Source organism: Salinimicrobium maris (genome assembly GCF_049680855.1).
GTDB lineage: Bacteria > Bacteroidota > Bacteroidia > Flavobacteriales > Flavobacteriaceae > Salinimicrobium.
This window is the reverse complement of record NZ_JBMPGS010000007.1, coordinates 1-24,344: the sequence shown is the minus strand read 5'-3', so window position 1 is coordinate 24,344 and position 24,344 is coordinate 1. Positions and strand designations below refer to the sequence as shown.

The 24,344-nt window shown below is 39.5% G+C and carries 22 protein-coding genes and 1 tRNA gene; 17 read left to right on the top strand and 6 right to left on the bottom strand.

All coding sequences use genetic code 11. The annotated features are described in order from the left end of the window. Positions 1-170 precede the first annotated feature (170 nt). The 11 genes from nhaC to ribB all read left to right on the top strand — a co-directional run bounded on the left by nhaC (position 171) and on the right by ribB (position 10,760). The gene (gene nhaC / locus ACOV1Q_RS15400) at positions 171-1,664 is read left to right on the top strand and encodes a Na+/H+ antiporter NhaC (RefSeq protein ID WP_424495291.1); all 1,494 of its coding nucleotides are present in this window, start codon (positions 171-173) and stop codon (positions 1,662-1,664) included. Positions 1,665-1,805: 141 nt separating this feature from the next. After that, entirely contained in the window at positions 1,806-2,450 is a 645-nt protein-coding gene (locus ACOV1Q_RS15395) for a peroxiredoxin (RefSeq protein ID WP_424495290.1), read from the top strand. A 5-nt stretch (positions 2,451-2,455) separates the two neighbouring features. Beyond that, positions 2,456-2,770: a thioredoxin family protein gene (locus ACOV1Q_RS15390; protein ID WP_424495365.1), complete on the top strand. Its 315-nt coding sequence runs from the start codon at positions 2,456-2,458 to the stop codon at positions 2,768-2,770. Then, on the top strand, positions 2,751-2,999 hold the full coding sequence (locus ACOV1Q_RS15385) for a DUF6952 family protein (protein ID WP_424495289.1): 249 nt from the start codon (positions 2,751-2,753) through the stop codon (positions 2,997-2,999). The genes ACOV1Q_RS15390 and ACOV1Q_RS15385 overlap by 20 nt, the downstream gene beginning before the upstream one ends. A gap of 134 nt (positions 3,000-3,133) precedes the next feature. Next, positions 3,134-3,634: a thiol peroxidase gene (tpx, locus tag ACOV1Q_RS15380; protein ID WP_424495288.1), complete on the top strand. Its 501-nt coding sequence runs from the start codon at positions 3,134-3,136 to the stop codon at positions 3,632-3,634. Beyond that, the gene (locus ACOV1Q_RS15375) at positions 3,634-3,996 is read left to right on the top strand and encodes a diacylglycerol kinase (RefSeq protein ID WP_424495287.1); all 363 of its coding nucleotides are present in this window, start codon (positions 3,634-3,636) and stop codon (positions 3,994-3,996) included. The genes tpx and ACOV1Q_RS15375 overlap by 1 nt, the downstream gene beginning before the upstream one ends. A 1-nt stretch (position 3,997) precedes the next feature. Further along, a complete protein-coding gene (locus ACOV1Q_RS15370) occupies positions 3,998-4,990 on the top strand; it encodes an alpha/beta fold hydrolase (protein WP_424495286.1) in 993 nt (330 codons plus the stop codon). Positions 4,991-5,105: 115 nt separating this feature from the next. Next, positions 5,106-7,478, top strand: coding sequence for a DNA translocase FtsK (locus ACOV1Q_RS15365; protein ID WP_424495285.1), 2,373 nt, complete (start codon positions 5,106-5,108; stop codon positions 7,476-7,478). 18 nt (positions 7,479-7,496) lie between these two features. Next, complete coding sequence (gene lolA1, locus ACOV1Q_RS15360; protein ID WP_424495284.1) at positions 7,497-8,141, top strand: outer membrane lipoprotein periplasmic chaperone LolA1; 645 nt, start codon at positions 7,497-7,499, stop codon at positions 8,139-8,141. A 1-nt stretch (position 8,142) separates the two neighbouring features. Then, entirely contained in the window at positions 8,143-9,591 is a 1,449-nt protein-coding gene (locus ACOV1Q_RS15355; protein WP_424495283.1) for an LptF/LptG family permease, read from the top strand. 32 nt (positions 9,592-9,623) lie between these two features. After that, complete coding sequence (ribB, locus tag ACOV1Q_RS15350) at positions 9,624-10,760, top strand: 3,4-dihydroxy-2-butanone-4-phosphate synthase (protein WP_424495282.1); 1,137 nt, start codon at positions 9,624-9,626, stop codon at positions 10,758-10,760. A 103-nt stretch (positions 10,761-10,863) separates the two neighbouring features. Here the strand turns inward: ribB and ACOV1Q_RS15345 are convergent, their stop codons facing one another. Beyond that, the gene (locus tag ACOV1Q_RS15345; RefSeq protein WP_424495281.1) at positions 10,864-11,493 is read right to left on the bottom strand and encodes an NAD(P)H-dependent oxidoreductase; all 630 of its coding nucleotides are present in this window, start codon (positions 11,491-11,493) and stop codon (positions 10,864-10,866) included. A gap of 540 nt (positions 11,494-12,033) precedes the next feature. Between ACOV1Q_RS15345 and ACOV1Q_RS15340 the strand changes: the two genes are divergently transcribed. Further along, a complete protein-coding gene (locus ACOV1Q_RS15340; protein WP_424495280.1) occupies positions 12,034-13,080 on the top strand; it encodes a helix-turn-helix domain-containing protein in 1,047 nt (348 codons plus the stop codon). Positions 13,081-13,156: 76 nt separating this feature from the next. On the opposite strand, the gene ligD is transcribed toward ACOV1Q_RS15340, so the two are convergent. Continuing rightward, the gene (gene ligD, locus ACOV1Q_RS15335) at positions 13,157-15,583 is read right to left on the bottom strand and encodes a DNA ligase D (RefSeq protein ID WP_424495279.1); all 2,427 of its coding nucleotides are present in this window, start codon (positions 15,581-15,583) and stop codon (positions 13,157-13,159) included. Between the two features lie 20 nt (positions 15,584-15,603). Next, positions 15,604-16,383 (bottom strand): non-homologous end joining protein Ku, encoded by a 780-nt coding sequence (gene ku / locus ACOV1Q_RS15330; protein WP_424495278.1) that lies wholly within the window; start codon positions 16,381-16,383, stop codon positions 15,604-15,606. A gap of 287 nt (positions 16,384-16,670) precedes the next feature. Here ku and ACOV1Q_RS15325 point away from each other — a divergent pair, with 287 nt between their 5' ends. Genes ACOV1Q_RS15325 through ACOV1Q_RS15315 form a run of 3 tightly spaced genes read left to right on the top strand, consistent with a single transcriptional unit; the run spans position 16,671 to position 18,587 of the window. Continuing rightward, the gene (locus tag ACOV1Q_RS15325) at positions 16,671-17,528 is read left to right on the top strand and encodes an SDR family NAD(P)-dependent oxidoreductase (protein WP_424495277.1); all 858 of its coding nucleotides are present in this window, start codon (positions 16,671-16,673) and stop codon (positions 17,526-17,528) included. 27 nt (positions 17,529-17,555) lie between these two features. Next, the gene (locus ACOV1Q_RS15320; protein ID WP_424495276.1) at positions 17,556-18,215 is read left to right on the top strand and encodes a flavodoxin family protein; all 660 of its coding nucleotides are present in this window, start codon (positions 17,556-17,558) and stop codon (positions 18,213-18,215) included. Between the two features lie 15 nt (positions 18,216-18,230). Beyond that, positions 18,231-18,587, top strand: coding sequence for a phage holin family protein (locus ACOV1Q_RS15315; protein ID WP_424495275.1), 357 nt, complete (start codon positions 18,231-18,233; stop codon positions 18,585-18,587). A gap of 65 nt (positions 18,588-18,652) precedes the next feature. Here the strand turns inward: ACOV1Q_RS15315 and ACOV1Q_RS15310 are convergent, their stop codons facing one another. From ACOV1Q_RS15310 to ACOV1Q_RS15300, 3 genes are all read right to left on the bottom strand, one after another. Continuing rightward, complete coding sequence (locus tag ACOV1Q_RS15310) at positions 18,653-20,086, bottom strand: SDR family oxidoreductase (RefSeq protein ID WP_424495274.1); 1,434 nt, start codon at positions 20,084-20,086, stop codon at positions 18,653-18,655. 191 nt (positions 20,087-20,277) lie between these two features. Further along, a complete protein-coding gene (locus ACOV1Q_RS15305) occupies positions 20,278-20,796 on the bottom strand; it encodes a DUF4494 domain-containing protein (RefSeq protein WP_424495273.1) in 519 nt (172 codons plus the stop codon). Positions 20,797-21,045: 249 nt separating this feature from the next. Further along, on the bottom strand, positions 21,046-21,924 hold the full coding sequence (locus ACOV1Q_RS15300; protein ID WP_424495272.1) for a DUF808 domain-containing protein: 879 nt from the start codon (positions 21,922-21,924) through the stop codon (positions 21,046-21,048). 188 nt (positions 21,925-22,112) lie between these two features. Between ACOV1Q_RS15300 and ACOV1Q_RS15295 the strand changes: the two genes are divergently transcribed. Both ACOV1Q_RS15295 and ACOV1Q_RS15290 read left to right on the top strand, forming a co-directional pair. Continuing rightward, positions 22,113-22,197 (top strand) — tRNA-Ser (locus tag ACOV1Q_RS15295). A 330-nt stretch (positions 22,198-22,527) separates the two neighbouring features. After that, the coding region (locus ACOV1Q_RS15290; protein ID WP_424495271.1) for a TonB-dependent receptor at positions 22,528-24,344 on the top strand (1,817 nt) is incomplete at its 3' end.

Here is a 24,344-nt window from a genome sequence, read left to right as displayed (position 1 = left end):
ATTTCTGAAAAAGGAACTGGAAAGCACATTTTTGGATCTATAATAGTATTTTTTTTATTCTACGCCTCTTTTAATGCGACTCATTATCAACACCTTCTGCTGAAACTTTCATTACAGACTTTTAACTCTTCCTGAAAAATCGTAACATTACAGCACAAAAACTGCCACGAATGGAAGATGAGAAGTTCATCAAGGACACAGAAAAAATTGTTGAAAATAAAGAATTAAGCATTTGGGAAGCACTGCTTCCGGTTTTCGCCCTTGTAGGAATGCTGGCTTATAACGTCTTCGTTTATGGAGATTCGGCTTTAGATGGTTCCAATCAGTTCATTCTTCTGCTAGGTGGCGCCATAGCAGCAATTGTAGGAGTTTTCAATAAAGTTTCTTTTGACTTCATGGTCGAGGAGGTGGCCTCTAACATAAAAGCAACCACTGGTGCCATATTAATACTGCTGCTGGTGGGATCCCTCGCCGGCACCTGGCTTATTAGCGGTATTATTCCCACGATGATCTATTATGGACTTCAAATTTTGAATCCTACCATTTTCTTAGCCGCGTGTGTAATTATTTGTGCAGTGATTTCTGTAGCCACGGGAAGTAGCTGGACGACTTCGGCTACCGTGGGTATCGCTCTCATTGGAATTGCCGAAGCGCTTGGAATTTCAGTAGGCATGACGGCAGGAGCCATCTTATCTGGCGCATATTTTGGCGATAAGCTTTCTCCTCTCAGTGACACTACTAACCTTGCACCTGCCATGGCAGGAACAGATCTTTTTACGCATATAAGGTACATGACGTACACTACAGTACCCACTATTGTTATCACCATACTGGTTTTTGTCATTTTAGGGTTCACGATTGACACCTCCGGAACTGCAGATACCGCTTCTATACTTAATTCCATTGAGGCCGTTTTTACGATAAGTCCTTGGTTGTTTATAGTTCCTCTTCTTGTAATCGTGCTCATTATTAAGAAAACACCACCGCTTATTGCACTTTTGCTGGGAACTCTTTTAGGCGCTGTAGCTGCCCTTTTTTTCCAGCCGGGGATAGTTGCTGAAGTTGCCGGAGCTGAAACCTTGAACTTTGAAAGCGCTTATGTGGGACTCATGAATGCCATTACAATTGAGACAAATATTACTACTTCAAATGCCGACCTGAATGATCTATTTTCTTCGGGTGGAATGGAGGGAATGTTAGGCACCATCTGGTTAATTATTTGTGCCATGGTCTTTGGCGGCATTATGGATGCCATAGGTGCTCTTGCAGCCATTAGTCGTGCATTGTTAAACCTCTTTCACACCACCTTTGGACTTTTCACCAGTACAGTAGTGAGTTGCCTGGCGCTTAACGCTACCGCATCAGACCAATACCTGGCAATTGTTGTACCTGGAAAGATGTTTGCAAAAGCATATCGCGACAAGGGCCTTGCCCCTGAGAATCTGAGTCGTTCTTTGGAAGATTCTGGTACAGTGACTTCAGTATTGATTCCCTGGAATACCTGCGGAGCATATCACAGCGGGGTTTTAGGAGTACCTGTAGCCTCTTATTTTGTATACGCCATCTTTAATTATTTGAGTCCGTTCATGACCCTTTTATTTGCTGCTTTTAACATAAAGATCAGGCAACTTGCAGAAAGCAAGAGTACTGCAACTCCAGCATAAGCCGATTTTATAAATCATTTTATAATCAATAAGCAAATTCTATTTTACAATAGGAAATTAAAATTTGATGCGTACGCCAACTCCTACTTAAAATTTATCTTTGCAGCCAAATTAAACTACAAATTTTAAATAAAAAGTAATATGGCTTTAGTAGGAAAAAAATTCCCAAATTTAGAGGTGAACGCAATGAATGACATGGGTGACACCTTCAAATTAAATATCTTTGAAGAAGCAAAAAACAATGGTAAAAAAGTATTGTTGTTTTGGTACCCAAAAGATTTCACTTTTGTATGCCCAACAGAACTTCATGCATTTCAGGAAGCTCTTGAAGAGTTTGAAAAAAGAAATGTAATGGTTGTTGGTGCTTCTTGTGACACTCCTGAAGTTCATTTCGCATGGTTGAATACTCCAAAAGATGATGGAGGAATTGAAGGTATAACTTACCCAATACTTGCAGATTCTAACAGAAACCTAAGTAACCAGCTTGGAATTCTTGACATTAGCAATGAAAACTATAACGAAGAAACAGGTGTTTATACTGTAGAAGGTGACAACGTAACATACCGGGCAACTTACCTCATCGATGAGGAAGGAACAGTATTCCATGAAGGAATCAACCATATGCCACTTGGTAGAAATGTAAAAGAATTTTTAAGATTAATTGATGCTTATTCTCACGTACAGGAAAAAGGAGAAGTATGTCCTGCAAACTGGGAAGAAGGAAAAGAAGCTATGAATGCTAACCGCGAAGGTGTTGCTTCTTACCTAAGCACAAGCAGAAACTAAGATATATCATGAAAGAACTTACAGACGATAATTTAGCAGAATTAATTGCGGACAATGAGACAGTGGTCGTACAGTATATGGCCGGCTGGTGTGGAAATTGCCGTCTAATGAAACCTAAGTTCAAGAAACTGGCCGCTGAAAATGAAGATGCAACTTTTCTTTTAGTGGATGCCGAAAAAAATCCTGAGTCAAGAAAACTCGCAAAAGTAGACAACCTGCCTACCTTTGCAGCTTTTAAAAACGGGCAGTTGGTAAACCAGGTACAAACAAACAAATTTGAACTTTTAAAAGGACTTGTAGATGAAGTTACCAGTAATTAGACATCTCCAAAAGAACAATGATGTTCAAAAGCTTGAGAGCACCCTTGATGTTCTGGAAAGCTTTTGCGAGCATCGCTCCGTAAGCGAACAGGAGATGGATGTAATTGGAGAACTTGTAACCAATGTTTGTGGGGCTATTGAAGTTCACAAAATGGTAGAAGACGGTGTGCCGGAACGTGATGCGGCAAACAACTTTGTAAAAAAAGTGCTTGGTTCCATAGACAAATAGAACCATTTGAATATCAAGTAAAAAGGGCTACTCATAAATATGGGTAGCCTTTCATGTTTTATGATATTTTTAGTAAAAGCCAACGACATATATTTTAAATTTAGTGGCTTAATCAATCTATAACAGAAATATTTATGTCACAAATAACCTTTAAGAACAAACCTGTTACGACATACGGTCGACTTCCGGAAACAGGTGAAAAGGCACCCCATTTCGAATTGATAAAAACCGACCTTACCACAGCCACATTACAGGATTACAAAGGACAGCGGGTTATCATGAACATCTTTCCCAGTATTGATACCGGAGTTTGTGCCACTTCAGTTAGAAATTTTAACAAACGTGCCACCGATCTCAAAAATACTGTAGTTTTGTGCATCTCTAGAGATTTACCTTTTGCGCAAAAAAGATTTGTCAACGATGAAGGGCTCGAAAATGTCATCAATCTATCCGATTTTAAAGAGAGAAACTTCGGAAAAGATTACGGCCTTGAGATGATAGACGGGCCTTTAGAAGGTTTACTATCCCGCGTGGTAATTGTTCTTGATGAAAACGGAAAAATAATACACAGTCAGCAGGTAAAAGACATAGGAGATGAACCGGATTATCTAGCGGCCCTAAAAACACTGTTATAATGTACAAATTTATCACCGGCCGAATTCGCGGAGGTGGTTATGCAATTAAAGGAGCCTGGCTTCTGTTAAAACATGAGCCAAGTTTCCAGGTACAATTTGTAATTGCAATTGGGGTTACTATTGCCGGAATTTATTTTGACATCACTGCAACCGAATGGATGTTCCAAATTTTTGCCATTGGCCTCATCATGTGTGCAGAAGGTTTGAATACTGCCATTGAAGCGATCGCAGATTTTGTACATCCAGATTTTCACGCCAAGATTGGTCACATTAAAGATGTAGCTGCAGGTGCCGTTTTTGTTGCCGCCATTACGGCTGTGGTCATTGCTGCTTTTATTTATTTTCCTTATATCTTTTCATAGTATGAGAATATTCTTTTTTCTGGTACAGCTTTTTATTGCTTTACCGCTCATCGCACAAGAAGACGTAACAGAACGTGACATACATCTCGAAAATTATGAGTACCCTTACCCTGTGGAATTCTTCAATGTAAAAGCCCAGGAGCAAAATTTAAAGATGGCTTATCTCTCTGTTGAACCTACCAATTTCAACGGAAAAACGGTTGTGCTCTTACATGGAAAAAATTTTAATGCTGCCTATTGGGAAACCACCATTGAAGCGCTTACAGCAGAAGGTTTTAAAGTCATTGCCCCCGATCAAATTGGCTTTGGAAAATCATCCAAACCTGAATATTTCCAGTACACTTTTCAGCAACTGGCTTTAAATACAAAAAAGCTACTTGATAGTTTAAATATTCAGAAGGTCTCCGTATTAGGACATTCTATGGGAGGAATGCTCGCCACTAGATTTGCTCTCATGTATCCTGAATTCACTGAAAATCTCATTCTGGTAAATCCCATAGGCCTTGAGGACTGGAAGTTGAAGATTCCATACCAGAGCGTGAGCGACTGGTATGAAAATCAACTGCAAAGTGATTACAAGTCAATTAAAGCCTACCAAAAACAAAATTATTATGACGGTGCTTGGAACGAAGATTATGCCCAATGGGCTAAACTTTTGGCTGGCTGGACTTTAAACGAAAATTACCCGTTAATTGCGTGGAATGCTGCACTTACCTACGACATGATACTTACTCAACCCGTTGTCTATGAATTCGATAACCTAGAAGTACCTGCGCTTCTTATTATTGGTACCCGGGACAGGACAGCCCTGGGAAAAAATCTAGTTTCAGAAGAAGTAAGAGCCACAATGGGCTTATATGAAAAGTTGGGAAAAGAAACCCGGAACAAGATCCCTAATGCACAGTTGGTCGAATTAGAAGATGTTGGGCACCTGCCACATATTGAAGCCTTTGATCGATATATTTCCCCTCTTCTTCAATTTATTAAAGGATAAAAATCTAACCTTAAGCCATTTAAAACTTAATTTCAAGCTTTCCTTATTGTATTTCTATTTTCTTTACTTTAGATGAGGCTAATTTGTATTTTTGCCAAAATCCTTTACAGCATCTATGGCCAAAAAGAAAGCTACTAAAAATAAAACCCCGAAAAAAGCTAAAAACTTCTCCCTCAAGCTTAATCGCCAGCAAAAGGTGGTTTTAGGAAGTTTTTTAATGCTGTTCGGGCTTGCACTGCTCGTGGCTTTTATGTCGTACCTGTTTAACTGGAAGGCTGACCAAAGCACTTTATATCAATTTTCTGACAGGCAGGTAGAGCCAAAAAACTGGTTAAGCAAGTTTGGCGCCGGGGTAAGTGATTTTTTCATATTTCGCGGTTTTGGTGTGGCCTCTTTTGCCATTGCCATCTTAACGGCACTTACAGGCATTTATCTTTTCTTTGGAGTTAATAAAAAGCCACTTGCCACTTTCTGGTTTTGGGGAATTTTGGTCATGTTATGGCTCTCGATATTTTTTGGTTTTTTTGCAACAAATAATCCCCTTCTGGGAGGTACTGTGGGCTTTGAAATAAATGATTATTTACAGGACTACATAGGTTTTACAGGTACCATTCTTCTGCTCACCTTTCTATTGATCACTTATCTGGTGATACGACTCAAGATTACTCCTGAAAAGGTAACGGCTCTTTTTGCCCGTACAAAAAGTGAGATCTCAGAAGATTTCACAAGCGCTACTACCTCGGAAAATTCTATCTACTCAAAAGAGAAAATCCCCGAAGTTAAAAAAGATCCTGAACCGCAGGAACCTGTTACCCCAGTGGAAAAAGAGGCATTGAAAAATGACATTTCTGAAGAGAAATCTAAGCCAGAACCTCTGGTTATAAAATCTGAAGAAAATCCAGATGATGTGGAAATGGAAGTTTCCACCGCAGTTGAAGAAGAGGAAGAAGAAGGTTTAAGTAAAAAACTGGTGGCAGATTTTGGAGAATTTGATCCTACGCTGGAATTAAAGAATTATAAATATCCTGTTCTCGAACTACTCAAAGATTACAATGCAAATGGCGGCGGAATTACGATTGACCAGGAAGAGCTCGAGGAAAACAAGAACCGCATTGTAGATACCCTTAAGAATTATAAAATTGAGATTGCGCAGATAAAAGCAACAGTTGGTCCTACGGTCACTTTGTACGAGATCATTCCCGAAGCAGGAATTCGTATCTCCAAGATCAAGAGCCTGGAAGATGATATTGCGCTTTCACTTTCGGCACTGGGAATTAGAATTATTGCTCCTATTCCCGGGAAAGGAACCATAGGTATTGAAGTTCCGAATAAAAAATCAAGCATTGTTTCCATGCGTTCGGTCATTGCTTCGCCGCGTTTCCAAAATGCCGAAATGGAGTTGCCTTTGGCGCTTGGAAAAACCATTTCCAATGAAACTTTTGTGGTCGATCTCGCAAAAATGCCACACTTATTAATGGCCGGTGCCACCGGTCAGGGAAAATCTGTTGGACTTAATGCAATTCTCACTTCCCTCCTCTACTCCAAACATCCTGCAGAGGTGAAGTTCATTCTTGTAGATCCAAAAAAGGTAGAACTTACGCTGTTTAATAAGATTGAACGACACTATCTTGCCAAACTTCCGGACACAGAGGAAGCGATTATTACAGATAATACCAAGGTGATCAACACCCTCAACTCCCTTTGTATTGAGATGGACGAGCGGTATGAACTGCTCAAAAATGCCATGGTACGAAACATAAAGGAATATAATGTAAAGTTCAAAGCACGGAAACTTAACCCTGAAAATGGACATAAATTTCTGCCATACATTGTACTTGTGGTAGATGAATTTGCAGATCTTATTATGACCGCAGGCAAAGAAGTAGAAGCACCTATTGCACGTCTTGCGCAGCTGGCAAGAGCCATAGGAATTCACCTTATCATTGCCACACAAAGACCTTCGGTAAATGTAATTACTGGTATCATCAAAGCAAATTTCCCTGCCCGAATAGCTTTTAGAGTAACTTCTAAAATCGATTCTCGTACCATTCTTGACAGCCAGGGCGCAGACCAACTTATAGGAAAAGGAGATATGCTTTTCACCCAGGGGAATACCTTGATCAGGCTGCAGTGTGCATTCGTAGATACTCCCGAAGTCGAAAAGATCACCGAATTCATTGGTTCTCAAAAAGCCTATCCTAATGCGCACCTTCTGCCCGAGTATAGCGGGGAGGAAAGTGGCACAGGTATTGATATTGATGAGAGCGAAAGAGATAAACTGTTTCGGGAAGCTGCCGAAGTGATTGTGATAGCCCAGCAAGGCTCGGCTTCTCTTCTGCAGCGAAAATTGAAACTGGGATACAACAGGGCCGGTAGAATTATTGACCAGCTTGAAGCCGCCGGTGTGGTAGGTCCTTTTGAAGGAAGTAAAGCCCGGCAGGTCCTGGTACAGGATATGGCCGGACTGGACCAGTTATTGAACGAATAAATTTTTAGAAAAAGAAAAATGAAAAAGTTAGGATTACTAGTGATCGCTTTGCTAACGGTGGTGATGAGCAGGGCCCAAAATGATGAAAAAGCACTTCAATTATTGGACGAAGTTTCTTCAAAAGTGGAAAGCTATGACAACATTTTAATAGATTTTAAATACGCTCTTGAAAATACCAATGAGAACGTACAACAGGAAACCCGTGGTGACGTAAGTCTGGAAGGTGAAAAGTACGTACTTAACATCATGGGAACTACCCGAATCTTCGATGGGGAGAAAATATATACCATCATTCCAGAGGATGAAGAAGTGAATATCTCTACCTATAACCCAGCTGAGGATGCAAGTATCACTCCTTCAAAAATGCTAACTTTTTATAACGAAGGCTATAATGCAAAGTGGGATATCATGCAGGATATCAAAGGAAGAAAAATCCAGTATATAAAATTGACTCCCAAAGATTCTAAAGCAGAAATTAAAAATATTCTTTTAGGGATTGACAGGCAAACGAAGCACATTTACAATCTTATTCAAACTCAGGACAACGGTACAAAGATTACGATTACGGTTAAAGCTTTTAAGACCAATCAGCCTTTACCAGAATCTTTGTTTAGGTTCAATGAGAGCAGGTATGAAGACTACTACATAAACCGCCTGGATTAAATTGAAGATTCTTGACCGGTACATATTAACAAGCTACTTAAAAACATTTTTTTCGGTTTTTGTAATACTCATGTTCATCTTTGTATTGCAAACCATCTGGTTGTACATAGGGGAACTGGCAGGAAAGGATCTGGATTTTATGATCATCATGAAATTCCTGCTATATTTTTCTCCCAAGCTCGTTCCGCTGGTATTACCGCTGAGTATTCTCCTCACTTCCATTATGACCTTTGGAAGTTTTGCTGAAAATTATGAGTTTGCTGCTATGAAATCTTCAGGGATCTCACTTCAGCGGGCAATGCGATCGCTTACGGTTTTTATTTTACTGGTGAGTGTTATAGCTTTCTTCTTCGCCAATAATGTTATCCCTGCATCAGAATATAAGTCAATTAATCTTCGGAAGAATATTGCACAGCTAAAACCGGCCATGGCCATTTCTGAAGGGGTTTTCAACGAGGTTGGTGATATAAATATTAAAGTAGACGAAAAATCGGGCGATAAGGATCAATATCTTACAGATGTTATCATCCACAAGAAATCCCCGCGTCGAAGCGGTAATTTCACGGTTATTAAAGCCACCGAAGGGGAATTGGTAGGAAGTACAGATTCAAATATTCTTTCTCTCATTCTTACCGATGGAAATTACTACGACGAAATCCAGGCTACTTCGCCGGCCAGCCGAAATAAAAAACCTTTTGCAAAATCCTATTTTGAAGAATATGTGATCAACATAGATCTTTCCAATTTCAATGACGTAGATCTTGACGAGGAGCGCTACAGCAATTCGCACAACATGCTCAAGATTTCAGAATTGAACGAAACTATAGATTCTTTTTCTACTGCCTATAACCAGGATATGGAGCGGTTTTCCCGAACCATGTACAGTAGATCTGGGATTAATAATCTTTCTGTAAATATTGAGCCTAAAGATTCTTTAATTCCGGTGGAGAAAACTATTTTGGAGGCCTTTGACAATTACCGGTCATCACAAATCGTGAATCTTGCCATTGGTAATATTAATGGAGCTGTAGTGAGCCTTCAGGCAAAAAGAAATGAATTCAAACAGGCCGAAAAGCGCCTTAACAAATTTGAAATTGCGCTTCACGAGAAGTATGTTCTGGGAGTGGCATGTATCGTGCTCTTCTTTGTAGGAGCTCCACTAGGTGCCATTATCAGAAAAGGAGGAATGGGATTACCTATGGTAATGGCAATTCTTTTGTTCCTCACCTACCACTTCATAGGAATATTCGCAAAGAACAGTGCCGAAGAAGGTTCTATGAGTCCTTTTCTTGCAACCTGGCTCTCTACTATAATAATGTTACCCATTGGAATCCTGCTTACCTACAGAGCAACGACAGATCAGGGATTGTTTACTTTCAGCTCGTTTTTTGAACCCATAAAGAAGTTGTTCAAAAGAAACGGGATTATGAATAAAAACCCAAAAGAATAAAATACCTTTGCTTTCCAGAAATAGCACGTTTGATGGAAAACCAACAACCTTTGAAATTACACAGCATAAAAGAGGCTATCGATGACATTCGGGCCGGAAAAGTGATCATTGTAGTTGATGATCAGGATCGCGAAAATGAAGGAGATTTTCTTGCAGCTGCAGAGAAGGTTACTCCCGAAATGATCAACTTTATGGCATCGCACGGCCGCGGACTCATTTGCGCTCCCATAACCGAAAAGCGCTGCGAAGAACTGAAGCTTGAAATGATGGTAGGAAACAATACCGATCCTATGGAAACCGCCTTCACCATTTCTGTAGATCTTAAAGGCCAGGGAGTGACTACCGGAATATCTGCTTCAGACAGGGCTAAAACCGTTCGCTCTCTCATTGATCCTCAAACGCGGCCACACGATCTTAGCCGTCCCGGGCATATATTTCCGCTGAAAGCAAAAGAAGGAGGTGTTTTACGCCGAACAGGCCATACCGAGGCGGCAATTGATTTTGCACGGCTTGCGGGTTTTGAACCTGCCGGTGTGATCGTAGAGATCATGAACGAAGATGGAACAATGGCCCGGCTTCCGCAGTTGCAAAAAGTAGCCGAAAAATTTGATCTTAAGCTCGTTTCTATAGAAGATCTTGTGGCTTACAGAATGCAACATGATTCCCTTATCGTTAAAAAAGAGGATTTTGAGGTAAATACTCGTTTTGGAAGTTTTCGATTAAGAGCATATCAACAAACCACCAACAACCAGGTGCATATTGCCTTATGCAAAGGCGCATGGAAGAGCGATGAACCGGTACTGGTTCGGGTAAATTCAACACTGGTCAATAATGACATTTTAGGCACTCTTACCAATAACGCCGATAAAAAGCTTGACTATATGTTCAAAGCTATTAATGATGAAGGTAAAGGCGCAATTGTATTTATTAATCAGGAAAGTCAATCCTTAAACCTTTTGAACCGACTTACAGAATTAAAAGCGCTTCAGAAAAAAGGTGTAATGAAAGCTCCGCCCATAGTTATGGATACAAAAGACTTTGGAATTGGCGCACAAATACTTCACGATCTCGAAATTCACAAACTAAAATTGCTCTCCAATTCCGGGGAAACAAAACGCGTAGGAATGATTGGTTACGGCCTCGAAATTACCGAATACGTCAATTACTAATCGAAAGATATTTTTATAAAAACTGAGGTCTCAAAAATGGAATTTAAAATGCCACTTTTGAGACCTCTGCTTTTTAGCTCTTCCGAAGAAAATGGTGCAGGAGTTATATTTCTATCACGGTTTCTTCCAACGGGCGACGTACTTTTTTGAATCCGGCGAATTGATCATCTGTAGCCCGATAACCTACTGGCAAAACAAGGACAGATTGTAAATTTCTTTCGTCTAATCCCAGTAGTTTATCATATTTTTCAGATTCGAAACCTTCCATAGGACAAGAATCAATCTCTTCTACAGCACAAACGGTAAGTAAGGTTCCCATCACTAGATATGCCTGGTTGGTCGCCCACTTTTTGATTTCCTGTAAAGGTTTTCCTTCAAAATCTTCTATTAAAAAGTTTTTGAACGGGTTCAGAACCTCTTCAGGAGTATTTCTAATGCGTCTTACGTAGTTAAAATAATTCTCTATAAAGGTTTTGTCTATTTGTTTCTCTATACAAATCACAAAAACCTGAGAAGCTGTCCCTATTTGCTTTTGATTGTTGGAAGCTTTCATCATCTCTTCCTGCAATTCTTTATTTTCGACGACCACAAGCTTAAGAGGTTGCAATCCGTAAGAAGTAGCCGTAAGATTAAAAGCCTTTTTCAAGATTTCCACCTTTTCCTGTGGCAACATTTTTTCAGAATCAAATTTTTTGGTAGCATAGCGCCATTGCAATGCCTTTATACTTTTCATTCTTCTCTATTTTCAATGAAAGGCAAAGATAAGGATTCTAATTTGCAGAAAATAAAGCAGTATCACTCTTTTCCAATACTGAAAAACATAACCAAAGAAGAAACAATAAGAGAAACGCAGGGAGAATCTTCTATAAGAAGTTAAAAGGAACCGTCTTTTCGGTTTTTTCGCTCCTTCATAACTCCCCTGATTTTTTTGATCAAAAAGAAAGTTACTAAAAGAACTACCAGGATTTCCAGTCCCAACATAAAATAAAAAAAGGTCATATGTGTTTTATCTGGATTTCATAATTGAATCATTATGAAAACATTTGTAAAATTCGCAAATAGTTAGTACAGGGATTACCGTTATTCAACTTAACATTAAAACAAATAGCACAGTTTTATGATCCATCTTTTGTCAAAAACCCGTAAATTGAATAAAAATTGACGTTATCAGAATAAGTGTTAATCGTTTTAACACAAAAGATGTCCCGCTTCTCCATCTAAACCTGACAAATACTAATTTAGCCTTGAAAACCCGCCGACACAAAATCTATTAATGAAGATAATTACGAAAGCATTACCTGTTGAGGATATTCTTGTAGATCTTTCTAAACAATTCAAAGCGCCTCTGGAAGAAGATAGTGGCGAATTTATGTTTTACATTCCCGAAAAATACGGCGAAGGTTATATTCGCGGTACCAGCTTTGACTCTGGAATAGGAATCATTGAATACCGATGTACTTTTTATAATGACCTGAAACTAATATTTGCCATAAATCAAACACACCCCTTAAAGTTTATTTTTTGTTCCAAGGGAAAAATTGATCATGCTTTTGAGGACGATAAAGACATACATACTATAGACACCTATCAAAATATCATTGTATCCAGCAGCGGACAAAAAGGCCATGTTTTGTTCTTTAAGGCAAATGAAACTGTCCATATTTCCAGTTTAGAAATTGTGCGCAAGGATTTTAGCTCTAGAAATAATTATTGTTTTGAAGGTCTTGATGACAAGCTGAAACTGCTTTTTAAAGATTCACAGGCACAGGAAAAATTCTTTTATCATGGCAACTACAGTATAAAAGCAGCAGATATCGTTGAGGAAATCAATGAAAAAGAATTCAATGGCTTTGTTAGGTCTATTTTTCTAGAAGGAAAGTTATTTGAAATGCTTGCATTGCAAATCAATCAATATCATGATGATAATCAATTAGAAGGATCCTCCCAAATCTTAAGACGATCGGATGTTGAAAAGGTTAAAAAGACGATAGATTTTATTAAGAAAGATCTCAGCCAGAATTACTCAGTAGATTTCCTGGCAAAAGAAGCCGGGACAAATGTCAATAAATTACAGGACGGTTTCAAACATCTTTACGGTCTTACGGTCAACAAATTTATGCAGCAGGAAAAGCTGGAAGCTGCAAAAGGTATGCTCAGCAATTCGGAATATAATATTTCACAAATCGTCCAGCTCATAGGGCTGAATAATCGCAGTTATTTTTCTAAAATTTTTAAAGAAAAATACGGTGTAAATCCGAAGCATTTCTTAAACACCAGATCCAATCGCCCTGAAGAAGAAAAAGATATTGACGAATCTTAGGCTGTTTCCCTTCTAAAAAAACGCTTCGAAAAAGCACATTTTTGGAGTATTAGAAATTTCTTTGTTTGGCAGGCTTTTAGGATGATAATGCCTCGATAGCCTGTTCCAGATCAATTCCCTTTCCTAGCACATCGGTAAAAAGATCAGGGTATTTTTCTAGGCGTTCGGGTACTGTTTTTATGGTAAACTCGTGCATATCAAGTTTGGAATTCACCTCGCGCCATTTTAGAGGCGTTGAAACCGTAGCACCGGGTTTTGGTCTTGCACAATAAGGCGCTGCAAGTGTTTGTCCTTTCCTGTTCTGTAAAAAATCGAGGTATATTTTCCCTTTTCGCTTCTTCACATTACGTTCCATACTGGTAAGCTGGGGAAGTTGCTCATGAATGAAGTAACAAAGAATCTTGGTGAAATCACGCGCCTGGTCATAATCATATTCTGCCCCCAGCGGTATGTAAATATGTAACCCGCTGGAACCGGAAGTTTTTACATAACCCTCGATTTTTGCACGATCCAGCACATCTTTCGCCACGAGAGCCACTTCCACCACTTCCTGAAAAGTATTTTTTTCTGTAGGGTCTATATCAATGACGGTAAAATCTGGGCGCAGCAGACTATCCTTTCTGGAATTCCAGGGATTGATCTCAATGCATCCAAGGTTTGCCATATAGATCAAACTGGCTTCATTCTGGCACATTATGTATTCAATATCCTTGTTATTTGATTTGGAATGCACCTTTAACGTCTCCAGCCAATGCGGAAAGATTCCTGCAGTATCTTTTTGGTAAAAACTTCCCTGTTTAATCCCGTTTGGATGCCGGTGAAGGTTCTGCGGGCGATCTTTAAGGAAGGGAAGCATATAATCTGAAACCTTTAAATAATAATCGATGAGGTCGTACTTTCTTAAACCAGAATCTGGCCAGTAAATTTTCTCAAGATTACTGATAGGAACAGAAATTCCGTCAATTTCCAGGTTTTCTGAAATTCCTTTGGAGGCTGGCTTTTGCTTTGGCACCTTCACCTCCTTTTCCTTATCAATTTCTGAAGGAATTTTATCATTTCTTAAGCCTTTGAAAACGGGATGCCTCATGTGTCCACTTTTGGTCCATTCAGAAAATGTCGCTTCGCAAATAAGCTCAGGGCTAAGCCATGTGGGTTTTCTGCCTTTCAGATTGATTTTTTTATCAAAAGGAGATTTTTCAGTAATAAGCGGTTCAAATTTTTTAAAAAGATCTTTCCTCGCCTGGTCATCAAAGCCGGTACCGCAATTACCTATGTAAATCAATTTGTCTTCCCTGAACATTCCAAGAATCAGAGATCCGAAGGGCAAACTGCTTTCTTTAGGTTCTGTAAATCCGCAGATAATCGCCTCCTGACTTTCAAAAGCCTTAATTTTCAGCCAGTTTGCACTACGCGAACCGGGAATATATTCAGAATCGCCTTTCTTGGCAATAACCCCTTCCATTCCCGCATCTACCGTCTTTTCATAAAAAGATTTTCCCATGGTATCTATGTGATCGCAGTAGTACACCTGTGGCACATCCTCTATTACGTCTTCAATTAAACTCTTTCGTTCCAGCAATGGGAGGTGCATAATGTTATGCCCGTTCAGAAAAAGCAGGTCAAACACATAATACCGCAATTCCCCCACCGGATTGGTTTGATAGTTTTGCAGGCTCTGGAAATTTGGTAATCCATCTTCATTCAAAGCCACTATTTCCCCATCTAAAATCACGTCATGAGGAATGGATTTCAGGTTTTCATATATTGAAGCAAATTTTTGCTTAAAAGAAATTCCGTTGCGGGAATAAAGGTCCACCTTCCCTTCTGAAACATTTGCGAGGGCCCGATACCCGTCCCATTTTAATTCATAGATCCAGTCGGCTTTATTAAAAATATCCGAAGCTTTTGTAGCCAGCATCGGTTTAATAAAATCGGTGTTCTGAAGTTGTTTTACTTCCTTTTCTTCTGAAATGCTATCATTGAAATTCTCTGCATCATAATGAAGATCTGTAGAAAATTCATCTTCCTTTTTTATTAACAGCCATTGGTTCTGCTCCTTTCCCCTATTCGTGTGCACCAGCGCAAAAACTCCTTTCACCTTCGCCCCAAAAAACCTGATCTTTAAATTGCCTTTTTGAAGCTGCTGTGGCAGGGAAAGTTCATCTTCCTCTAATGAAGATTCATAAGTGCCTTCATCCCAAATCACCATTTCTCCCGCGCCATAATTTCCTTTAGGAATGGTGCCGTGGAAAGTGAGATATTTGATAGGGTGATCTTCGGTTTGAATTGAAAGGCGCTTATCACCGGGATTCATCGACGGACCTTTGGGAACCGCCCAGCTCTTAAGCACCCCTTCCATTTCCAGCCTAAGATCGTAATGCAAACGTGTTGCCTTGTGCCGCTGAATGACGAACCTCGGTTTTCCTTTATTCTTGTGGTACTGCCCTTCGGGCTCGGGTGTCTTTGAAAAATTCCTTTTCCTAATGTACTCTTCAAGTCCCATTTTTGGTGCTTATTTGCTGTTTAAGAAGCTTTGTTCTTCTTTTTCTTATCAAGGCTGGCTTTAAGTTGTGCCATAAGATCTTTTGCCGGAGTTGGTTTGGATTCAAACTTCTCTATCTTGGTTTTCTTGCCAGATGATTTTGCCTTAATGATCTTTAGCAGCTGTTCATTGTAAACGTTCTTATACTTATCAAAATCAAACTCTTCGGTATATTGTTCAATAAGAGATTTCGCCATATCTACTTCTTTCTTGGAAACCTTCACATCTGTCGGCAGTTTAAGATCTGCGGGATTTCTTATTTCATCTGCAAATCTAATGACATGCAATACCAGTGCGTCTTCATAGACGCCAACAAGACTTAGGTTCTCTTTTTGCCGCATCACAAAAGTCGCAACGCCAAGTTTCCCGGTATCTTTTAGTGCATTCTTTAAAAGGTTATATGATTTTTCCCCGTCTTTTTGAGGCTCCAGGAAATAAGGTTTTTTAAAAAGCACATCGGCTACGTCTTCTTCCTTGATGAACTCTTCAATATCAATCGTTCGGCTTTTCTTTGCGTTAGCCTGCTCAAAATCTTCATCAGAAAGAACTGTGTATGAATCATCCTGCTTGTAACCTTTTACAATATTTTTCCACTCCACCTCTTCCCCGGTCTTTTCATTGACCCTTTTATACCTTATACGGGAGTGGTCGCTTTTATCCAGCATATCCAAATCCAGCTTTCGGTCTTCAGAAGCTGAATAAATTTTTACGGGAATACTAACCAGGCCAAAACTGATAGATCCATTCCAAATTGATCTCATAACCACCTTTTTTAAGTATGTATTTCACAAGTTAATTTATAATTGGTTGCTATCCGAAGGGATTAGGAAAGCCTTAACGCTCCTTCGTTTATTCTTTATAAGAAGGTCTCCTACATTTAATTATCGTAGTGAAAAATGGCGTTAATCTTTCAGGAAACTCTTTTAATTGTTTCTTAAATCAATTTGAATCGGGCTTTAAACCTGCTAACTTAGGAATAAATGGCTTCTAAAAATGCCATTTTCAGAAGTTAAATGAGTAGAAATGAATCCTTAAATTCAGAATGAACATGAAAAGATTAGATGAAAAAGTAGCAATAGTAACAGGTGGTGCCACAGGAATTGGAGAAGCAATTTCAAAAAAATTTGCACTGGAAGGCGCAAAAGTCCTGGTGGTGGGAATGCCGCAGGATCCTGTAAAAGAAGTTATAGACGATATAAAAAATGCGAATGGGGAAGCTTTAGGCTTTTCAGCCGATATTTCCTCAGAAGATAATGCGAAAGAAGCTATAGAAACCGCTGTGAAGAGATGGGGAAAACTGGATATTCTTATAAATAACGCCGGCGTTTATCCCGAAGTAGATACCGTAGATGCTTTTTCTCCAGATGCGTTCGACAATCTGCTGAAAAACAATCTTAGAACCACATTTTTAATGACCAAATATGCAATTCCACATTTAAAGAAATCAAGAGGAAATATAGTTGCGGCAGGATCTGAAGCCGGAAAAATAGGAATTCCGAAGGTGACCCCGTATGGCGGCACAAAAGGTTTCATACATTCTTTTATTAAAGGAGTTGCGGTAGAGCAGGCCAAAAACGGCATTCGTGCAAATTGTGTCGCACCTGGGCCAATCGATACTGCATGGACGCATAAGGAAACCAGCGATTTGGACAAAAAGACCGAAAAAACGATGATCAAAGCCACCCCATTGGGACGCCGTGGTACTCCCGAAGAAATCGCCAATGTATATCTCTTCCTGGCCTCAGATGAAGCTTCTTACATTACAGGAGCGATCTATTCGGTTGATGGTGGAATCACAATTTCTAAAGGACCGGTAGGATCTGAAGTTCCTTCTAAACTGAAGAAAAAGCCTAAAGGCAGCATCAATTTAAAACATAAAAAAGAAGGCGCTACCGAGAAGCGCTAAAAACTAACCTAAAATAACTATTTAAAAATGGCATTAAAAGCACTCTTTTTAAACTGTACCTTAAAAAAATCACCCGAGACTTCTAACACAGCGGCCTACATAAGCAACGCTGAAAAGATCTTCAAGGAACTCGATGTAGAAACCGAAAGCATTCGTGTAGTAGATCATGATGTGAAAGTGGGAAACACTTCTGATGAAGGCGAAGGCGACGGCTGGCCAAAAATCCTCAAAAAAGTCAAAGAAAGCGATATTATGATCATCGCTACTCCTATTTGGCGCGGCGACCGTAGTTCTATTGCTAAAATTGTCGCAGAACGCTTTGACGGGATATGGAATGAAGCCGATGAAGAAACAGGCCAGTACCCTACTTTTAATAAAGTCGCAGGGGTTATGGTAGATGGAAATGAAGATGGTGCAAAAAAGGCGATTTCAAGCATACTTTTTGATCTTCAGGAGCATGGTTTTAGCATTCCAGTGAATTCCTTTAGTTATTACGTTGGAAAAGCCGGTCCTGGCCCTGCGTATATTGAAGCTAATGGAGACAAGCACTTTTTCACAAACAAGACATTGTATATGATGGTTTATAACCTCGTACACCTTGCCACAACCTTAAAAGAAAATCCGTATCCCGCCAATGTGAATGAACTCCAGGAAAAGGCGAAAAAAATAAGTAATACCGAAGAGTAATTAAATCCAATTTATATGATTGAATGGTTGATCCATATCGTAATAGATGCAGCGGTACTTTTAATTGCTGCCAAATATATGCCCAAAGTAGAATTACAGGGGTTTAAAACTGCGCTTATTGTGGCACTAATGATTGGGGTTCTCAGTTTCTTTTTGAGTTGGATTCTAACCCTCGTGCTTGACATAGCAACCCTTGGAATATTCTATTTTCTCGGGCTGGGGTTCGTCACCCGAATTATAGCATACGCTCTTATCATAGAATTGGCAGACAAGTTTAGCACAGACTTCACTACAAGAGGCTTTGCTCCTTCCCTGTGGCTTGCTATTCTTTTAGCGGTGGTGGGAGCCATTACCGATGCTATAATTATTTAAACCCGATTTTCAAAAGAACATCAGCTAAAAATCCTTTTTAAAAATGACATTTTTGAAAGGGATTTCTAATTTCGTTTCTCTTCATGGGCTGTTAATTGAGTGATCAAACCTTTAAAGATGAACCCATGGAACGGGTAAACAGAATACCAGTAAAGCCTTCCTGCCAGTCCTAAAGGCCTGAAAGTAGCCGTCTGGATCAAATTCTCTCCTTCGATTTTAAATTCCAGCCAGGCTTCTCCCGGTAATTTCATTTCGGCAAATAATAAGAGTCTGCCCTCTTCCCTATTCGCATATAAAACTCTCCAAAAATCTAGTGTATCGCCCGCTTCTATCTTATGTTGATTCGTGCGCCCTCTGCGCAATCCCACACCACCGGCCATTTTATCCAAAACCCCGCGAATCTCCCACAGCCAGTTTCCGTAGTACCAGCCGTTTTTTCCACCGATGCCCCAAATCTGTTTCAGGGAATGTTCCATATTATTGATCTTCATCACACGGCGGTCGCGAAAGCAGCCATACTCCGGCACCTGGATAAAATCTGATATTTTCATATCAAGATCACTGCTCACATTTGAATCTTTCCAACTAGATTCAATTTCAGCAGATTCAATTTTGGCAAATGCTTTTTCTATCGCCTTGTGATAACCTATTGGAGTGATGCCTAAAATATCTTTAATCCCTGTGTGTTGGCAAACCACTTCTACTTTCATACTATCCACCAGGTTTTGTGCGAGTTTGAAAGATGTAGAGGTCACAAAGTACAGCCAGTAGGAAGACAATCGCGGAGACATGACAGGAACCGTTATGATGCGGCGTTGAAGATTTCTTACCTGCGCATAACCCAGAAGCATTTGCTTATAAGTGAGAATATCTGGACCGCAGATGTCAAAAATGCGATCAAAAGTTTCTTTGAGAAAGATGGAGCCTGAAAGAATACGAATTACATCTGCAATCCCAATTGGTTGGCATTTTGTTTTCAACCATTTTGGAGCCACCATTACAGGTAGTTTCTCAACCAGGTCACGAATGATCTCAAAAGAAGCACTTCCCGAGCCAATTATTATTCCCGCTCTTAGAGAAGTGAAGTGATAATCACCTTTTTCCAACTGGGTTTCCACATTTTTTCGGGAGGAAAGATGTTCAGAAAGGTTTTCCTTATTCACAATTCCCCCGAGGTAAACAACATGCTGAACATTAGTAGCATTTAAGGCATTTCTGAAATTAACAGCAGAATCCTCTTCTGTTTGCTTATAATCATCTGATGATGACATGGAATGTACCAGGTAATAAGCGCCGTTAATATCTTTTGGAATCTTTTTGAGAGAATTTCTGTCCAGAAGATCTGCTTCAATAACAGAGATCTTTCTGCTAAGGGATTCAGGAGGATTAAACCTATTAACATCCCGCACGCAACAAACAACTTCATGACCCTTGTTTACCAGTACCGGGAGCAGGCGTTTACCAATATATCCAGTGGCTCCTGTAAGAAGTATTTTCATAGTATAATGCCCGGGCGGTTAATAGTGAAAGCTAGGCTTAAGATAAGGATTTTGTCCTGAAAAGAAGCCGCATAGCCCAAGTTCTCCTGAAAATAATCCATAATTGCCATCTAAAACATCAAAACCAGACAAAAAAAAAGAGGTTGTTTGTACGATTAAACAACCTCTTTAAAATTTCGGCTTAGAAAATATCAGGCAGTAGCCGTCTCTTCTATCACTTCTTCCTCTACCGTTTCCTGTTTATCTATCATATTAAATTTTTCCAGTTGCTCTTCTTCTCCTGAAAAATATGGAAAAACATCCAGAATAGGAGATTCGGTAATAGCTGGAATTGTGTAATCCCCCATTGTATCCTGCATCGCTTTAGTAGTATTCTCAAAAGCTTCCTTTACATCGTTTGCCTGCACCAAAAGATAAATATTAGTTTTCTTTTCTTTTCCACTTTCTTCATCAAGTGCCACCAGGGACACTTTAGATTTGAACCAGCGATCGGAATTTTCAAATGGGTGCACTTCAGAGAAGTTGGCAACTTTGATGTTCATGATCCTGAATTCCTCGCTGGTGTAAGCAGCCATTTCTTCGGTTATTCTGGTTTCTGCTTCCGTATAAGAAACAGCATCCAGCAAATAAGTATCTGTTGTGACCTTCTGTTCTCCGGTTTCGTGTGTTTTTCTGTATTTCACCTTACATTCATACCAGGTTACGCTCATAGTTTTCATTTTTAGGGTGCCAAATATAGATTTTTCAGCAGGCGGGCATAAACTTATCGCTCAAGAGATATTCACAATTTTAAGTTTTGATCTTAGCGTACTGATTTTCAATAATTCAGAAGAAGTTAAAATCCACTTTAAAGAGTCAAATATAATACCTGTCAAAAATGGCATTTCTAGAAGGTATTCTTCCAGATCATTTTTTAAACTGAAACCTTGAGAAAACTATATCATCTTTGAACCAGATAATTATTTGCTCTTTATTTGTATCCAGATCCTGCTGATTCCTTTAATAACCAGGAGAACTAGAGCTCCAACCACCAGACCGGTTAAAAATTCCACGAGAAGTCCCGGAAGATTTTCGAAAAGATCGTGCAAAAAATGAATGTTATGAACAAAAATTCCTCCGGAAACCAGCAACAAAGCTATAGTTCCAATTACAGAAAGCCCTTTGATCACTTTGGGCAGAGCATTAATCAGGAAATTCCCAATTTTATCAGAAATGCTGTTTTTCCTATCATTTAGTTCGATAAGTTTTGCACCAAATTCATCCATTCTTACAATAAGTGCCACAATACCATAAACTCCCACTGTGGCCAGCAGCGCGATAAAGCTTACCACAAGAATTTGGTTGAGGATTGGCTCACCGGTAACAGTTCCCAGGGCGATGATGATAATCTCTACAGAAAGTATAAAATCTGTTACAATAGCCGATTTTATTTTCTCCTTTTCCCTACGTAACACCTCCTCTTTTGAAATTTTCTCAAGTTTTGGAGCTTCCTCTTTATGAGCATGAGGAAAGAAAAATTCATTTATCTTTTCTGCACCCTCGTAGGCCAGATATAGTCCGCCAAAAATGAGAATAAGGGTAATTACCGAAGGTACATAGGCACTTAGTAAAAATGCCAGCGGCAATATGATGAGCTTGTTTAGAAAAGAGCCCTTTGTAATTGCCCAAAGTACCGGTAATTCCCTTGAAGACATGAATCCGGAGGCTTTTTCGGCATTTACGGCAAGATCATCTCCTAAAATTCCGGCGGTTTTCTTTCCGGCGAGCTTTCCCAAAACAGCCACGTCATCCATTAGAGTTGCAATGTCATCCAAAAGCGCAAAAAATCCTGAGGCCATAGTATCTTTTTTAAGTAGCAAGATAAGTGTATTTTGAAATATCACACAGGTTTTTTATAAATCGCTGAATTGACAAAAATGAAATGAAATGTAATTACCTGTTTTTCAGAACCTATAAAATTATCTTTTAAAAAAGGAAAAAATTCCTTTTTAGAAATGAAAAAGCTTTCTATATTTGCATCCGCTAAGGAGAAATGGCAGAGTGGTCGAATGCGGCAGTCTTGAAAACTGTTGAGGGTCACACCTCCGGGGGTTCGAATCCCTCTTTCTCCGCAGAAAAGCCCGTAAATTTAATATTTACGGGCTTTTTCAATTTCAGGGGCATATTCATATGAAATAATTTATTTTAAACATGAAGAGTCTAATTTTCGCAACAATTTCAACTTACTTCCGCCACAGCCTACGTAGTTTTTACAGCGTAAGTCTAACATTTTATTTAAAAACTTCTATAAATACCATTTTAAAATATCCGAAGTTAATTTTAAAGACTTCTTGAAGATCTTGGTGAAGATAAACCGGGAATGAAGCAAAACCTCCAACATTTTTTAGCTGATTACTGAAAAGAATGTTATAAAATTGCAGTGCGAATAAAATCACTCTTTCATGCACTTTTCGATCCTCTACAAGATTTTTTTACTCTCCTTTATTGTATTCAGTTTTTCACCTGTTAATGCGCAAAATATTCAGGGAATCATCCTAAACAACAAAAAATTTCCTGTTTCAGGAGCTTACGTTCATAATCTTAATAATGATAATCACACGCACACTTCTTCCTTGGGACATTTCTCCATCACGGGAGCTACGGGAGATTCCATTCAGGTAAGTCATATTGGTTATAAAACCCGCACATTTATTGCCCGCGCCAACGATAATCGTATTGAGATCCAGGAAAAACTCAACCTTATTAATGAAGTGGTCATCGCGCCGGGAATCAACTCCCTGGAGCTCTTCAGCAAAGTAAATACCAATATAAACCCCGTTACTTCTTCGCAGGATCTTCTTCGGAAGGTTCCGGGCATGATCATTGGGCAACATGCAGGGGGCGGGAAAGCCGAACAAATCTTTTTGCGAGGCTTTGATATCGATCACGGGACAGATGTAAGTATAGATGTAGATGGAATGCCAGCGAACATGGTTTCTCATGCACACGGGCAGGGATATAGCGATTTGCACTTCCTTATACCGGAGGCAATTCAGGGTATTTCCTTTGGAAAAGGCCCTTATAATACCGAAAAAGGAAATTTTGCTACCGCAGGTTTTGTTTCATTTAGGACCAAAAACAGGCTGGAAAATAGTTTTATTAAAGCTGAAGCAGGACAGTTTGATACAAAACGACTGCTAGGGATGTTCAGCATTCTTGACAACTACAACCACAGCGCATATATAGCTACAGAATACCTCGCTACAGATGGCCCTTTTGAAAGCTCACAGAATTTCAACCGCATTAACCTTATGGCAAAATACGCAGGGAAGGTAGGAGCTAACAATTCTTTAACAGCCAGCCTTTCCAGGTTTACCAGCAAATGGGACGCTTCGGGACAAATTCCGGTGCGGGCGGTGGAAAGTGGTTTGATTTCAAGATTTGGTGCCATAGATGACACCGAGGGAGGCGAAACCTCACGCACTAATTTAATTCTGGAATATGACCATCAAATAGATGAAAATTCTTCTGTTCAAAGTAATGCCTATTATTCTGAATATGATTTTCTGCTGTTTTCAAATTTCACCTTTTTCCTTGAAGATCCTGTATATGGAGACCTGATAAAACAGAAGGAAACCAGGACAATGTTTGGGTTAAATTCTGAATATAATCACAGGTTTAGCCTTAAAGACTGGTATGGAGACCTGCAAGCCGGTATTTCCTTAAGAAATGATCAAAGTGATGAGAATGAATTGTCTCATACCTATGAGCGTCTCACCACCCTCTCTTACTTTAGCCTGGGAGACATTAATGAGACGAACCTTGCCGGTTATTTTAATGCTGCATTGCATTCAGGGAAATGGATCATAAATCCGGGAATTCGTCTAGATCATTTCAATTTTCAGTACTACGACCGGCTCGCTGCGGAATATTCTACGCTTTCTCAAGAAAAGACAATCCTGAGTCCAAAGCTTAATTTTCTTTACAATGCAAAAAATAATTTACAGCTCTACCTCAAATCTGGTAAAGGCTTTCATTCAAATGACACGAGGGTGGTAGTGCGAAGGGCTTCAGAAAATATATTACCGGCAGCTTATGGCAGCGATCTTGGGATGATCTGGAAGCCGATTTCTGAAATGACCATAAATACTGCTTTTTGGTACCTTTTCCTCGAACAGGAATTTGTGTATGTTGGAGATGCAGGCATTGTGGAACCCAGCGGTAAAACCGAACGTAAAGGAATTGACCTAAGTCTGCAATACCAACCTTTGAGCTGGTT

What these genes read in the sequence shown, in the direction of transcription:
- nhaC (WP_424495291.1), top strand. Translation starts at nt 171, where the DNA reads ATGGAAGATGAGAAGTTCATCAAGGACACAGAAAAAATTGTTGAAAAT.
- ACOV1Q_RS15395 (WP_424495290.1), top strand. Translation starts at nt 1,806, where the DNA reads ATGGCTTTAGTAGGAAAAAAATTCCCAAATTTAGAGGTGAACGCAATG.
- ACOV1Q_RS15385 (WP_424495289.1), top strand. Translation starts at nt 2,751, where the DNA reads ATGAAGTTACCAGTAATTAGACATCTCCAAAAGAACAATGATGTTCAA.
- tpx (WP_424495288.1), top strand. Translation starts at nt 3,134, where the DNA reads ATGTCACAAATAACCTTTAAGAACAAACCTGTTACGACATACGGTCGA.
- ACOV1Q_RS15375 (WP_424495287.1), top strand. Translation starts at nt 3,634, where the DNA reads ATGTACAAATTTATCACCGGCCGAATTCGCGGAGGTGGTTATGCAATT.
- ACOV1Q_RS15370 (WP_424495286.1), top strand. Translation starts at nt 3,998, where the DNA reads ATGAGAATATTCTTTTTTCTGGTACAGCTTTTTATTGCTTTACCGCTC.
- ACOV1Q_RS15365 (WP_424495285.1), top strand. Translation starts at nt 5,106, where the DNA reads ATGGCCAAAAAGAAAGCTACTAAAAATAAAACCCCGAAAAAAGCTAAA.
- lolA1 (WP_424495284.1), top strand. Translation starts at nt 7,497, where the DNA reads ATGAAAAAGTTAGGATTACTAGTGATCGCTTTGCTAACGGTGGTGATG.
- ribB (WP_424495282.1), top strand. Translation starts at nt 9,624, where the DNA reads ATGGAAAACCAACAACCTTTGAAATTACACAGCATAAAAGAGGCTATC.
- ACOV1Q_RS15345 (WP_424495281.1), bottom strand. Translation starts at nt 11,493, where the DNA reads ATGAAAAGTATAAAGGCATTGCAATGGCGCTATGCTACCAAAAAATTT.
- ACOV1Q_RS15340 (WP_424495280.1), top strand. Translation starts at nt 12,034, where the DNA reads ATGAAGATAATTACGAAAGCATTACCTGTTGAGGATATTCTTGTAGAT.
- ligD (WP_424495279.1), bottom strand. Translation starts at nt 15,583, where the DNA reads ATGGGACTTGAAGAGTACATTAGGAAAAGGAATTTTTCAAAGACACCC.
- ku (WP_424495278.1), bottom strand. Translation starts at nt 16,383, where the DNA reads ATGAGATCAATTTGGAATGGATCTATCAGTTTTGGCCTGGTTAGTATT.
- ACOV1Q_RS15325 (WP_424495277.1), top strand. Translation starts at nt 16,671, where the DNA reads ATGAAAAGATTAGATGAAAAAGTAGCAATAGTAACAGGTGGTGCCACA.
- ACOV1Q_RS15320 (WP_424495276.1), top strand. Translation starts at nt 17,556, where the DNA reads ATGGCATTAAAAGCACTCTTTTTAAACTGTACCTTAAAAAAATCACCC.
- ACOV1Q_RS15315 (WP_424495275.1), top strand. Translation starts at nt 18,231, where the DNA reads ATGATTGAATGGTTGATCCATATCGTAATAGATGCAGCGGTACTTTTA.
- ACOV1Q_RS15310 (WP_424495274.1), bottom strand. Translation starts at nt 20,086, where the DNA reads ATGAAAATACTTCTTACAGGAGCCACTGGATATATTGGTAAACGCCTG.
- ACOV1Q_RS15305 (WP_424495273.1), bottom strand. Translation starts at nt 20,796, where the DNA reads ATGAGCGTAACCTGGTATGAATGTAAGGTGAAATACAGAAAAACACAC.
- ACOV1Q_RS15300 (WP_424495272.1), bottom strand. Translation starts at nt 21,924, where the DNA reads ATGGCCTCAGGATTTTTTGCGCTTTTGGATGACATTGCAACTCTAATG.